This window comes from Endozoicomonas sp. ONNA2, from assembly GCF_024606365.1.
Taxonomy (GTDB): Bacteria; Pseudomonadota; Gammaproteobacteria; order Pseudomonadales; family Endozoicomonadaceae; genus Endozoicomonas.
Map to the genome: position 1 here is coordinate 1 of NZ_JAHHPO010001110.1, position 1,792 is coordinate 1,792.

Below are 1,792 nucleotides of genomic sequence, written 5' to 3' on the forward strand. Positions count from 1 at the left end.
ATGATTGCGGTGGAACATCTGAATATGTGGAAGTTATTTTCAGACAATTCCTTACCAGGTGACATTCGTACAATCATTCGCTTAAACCACTATTCAAACATCAACTGTCCTGCAATCAGCTATCTTTGGCTGATGCTTGAATTCCCCAGAACAGTCTTGGCTTTTGTGCTTTAAAATCGAACCCGGTTCATCCCTGCGGGCGCAGGGAACACGGGAATTGATGTTCACAGATCCTTTGCATCAGCCGCGTCAGTCGGCTGGATGCGGTTGTTATGTTCACTTACTCGAAGCCTTCTGCCCAGGAAGTATCGGTTATGCGAGGATCGTCGATTCGTTGGCCGAAGCAGTTGTATTGTTCTTCCCTGATATGCCTGAATACAAAAGGCTCGAACAGCATCCGGTAGACTTTACTGGTGTTACCCCCGTTTTTGGTTTTACGATGACAGCTTTCAATCAGCCGTTCCTGCTCCAGTTTCTTTAAACCCGCGCTGACTGTGGGCTGACTGGCCCCGACTATTTCTGAAAGCACCCCTGACTTGGCCAACATTCACCTTCCGAATTGGCAAAAGTTGCCAGCACAACCAGCAAAAATTTCTGTGTCGAATTGAGATTGCCGAGTCCTTTGGTGTTTATTTGCACACGAACCATTTTCATTACCCCGATTGTGTACGCGAACGAAATCATTGCTATACTGCCCCTGAGCAATAGCTCACTGTTTGAGAAAAACCCGGTTAGGAGTCCAACCTCCGTTTGAGCCGGGTTTTTTCTTGCGTGTCAGAAACATAAACAGCCTTCAGGATAAGGCAAGAATTTTTCGATATGCCCTATCAAAATAGGCCAATTTCAATATCGAAATCTCGATACAAACAACAAAAAGAACAATATCAAAGAACAAGTTGCACAATGCGGCCGGCGAGGGTGAACATAACATGTTATTGTCCAGTTCATCCCTGCGGGCGCAGGGAACACGGCAACTACCGCATCACTGCTGAAGTCGCCTTCGGTTCATCCCTGCGGGCGCAGGGAACACAGATTTATAACCCTAACCTGACACTATGGAGCCGGTTCATCCCTGCGGGCGCAGGGAACACTAGCAGTAGCAGGAGTGTTGTGTCTAACGACACGGTTCATCCCTGCGGGCGCAGGGAACACGTTGAGAATCCTATTGGCCTCGTCCCTGGTTCATCCCTGCGGGCGCAGGGAACACATCATTGACCTGCTGTTCCAGAACGCGGACAACGGTTCATCCCTGCGGGCGCAGGGAACACATGTAATGAACGAGCCTTATCAAATTTGCGGGCGGTTCATCCCTGCGGGCGCAGGGAACACGCACTTTTCACCCGGCTGGATTTCATGGGGCGCGGTTCATCCCTGCGGGCGCAGGGAACACGCCTTAACGCTCTGTGCCAGTTCCTCGAGTTCCGGTTCATCCCTGCGGGCGCAGGGAACACCTGAACCATCATGCCCCCGTCACCATCCCAGGCGGTTCATCCCTGCGGGCGCAGGGAACACTTCTCAGCCTGCTCGGCAAGCGTCTTACGCATCGGTTCATCCCTGCGGGCGCAGGGAACACATCGACCGATCACTTTGCAAGGCTCGCTCCAGCGGTTCATCCCTGCGGGCGCAGGGAACACTCGTCGGCGGTCATGGTCTGGCCCAGGATGCCCGGTTCATCCCTGCGGGCGCAGGGAACACCGATGGTTCAAACTCAAAACCGCAACACTTACACGGTTCATCCCTGCGGGCGCAGGGAACACGACACCCGTTTTTTTTCCACGGCGAAAGATGACGG

1 protein-coding gene and 1 CRISPR repeat array are annotated in these 1,792 nt (G+C 52.5%); the gene reads right to left on the minus strand.

The features are described from left to right. Positions 1 to 280 precede the first annotated feature (280 nt). The gene (locus KDK14_RS19715; protein ID WP_257266925.1) at positions 281 to 547 is read right to left on the minus strand and encodes a transcriptional regulator; all 267 of its coding nucleotides are present in this window, start codon (positions 545 to 547) and stop codon (positions 281 to 283) included. Between the two features lie 391 nt (positions 548 to 938). Continuing rightward, positions 939 to 1,757: a CRISPR direct-repeat array (repeat unit 29 nt; unit sequence CGGTTCATCCCTGCGGGCGCAGGGAACAC). The last annotated feature ends 35 nt before the right edge of the window (positions 1,758 to 1,792 follow it).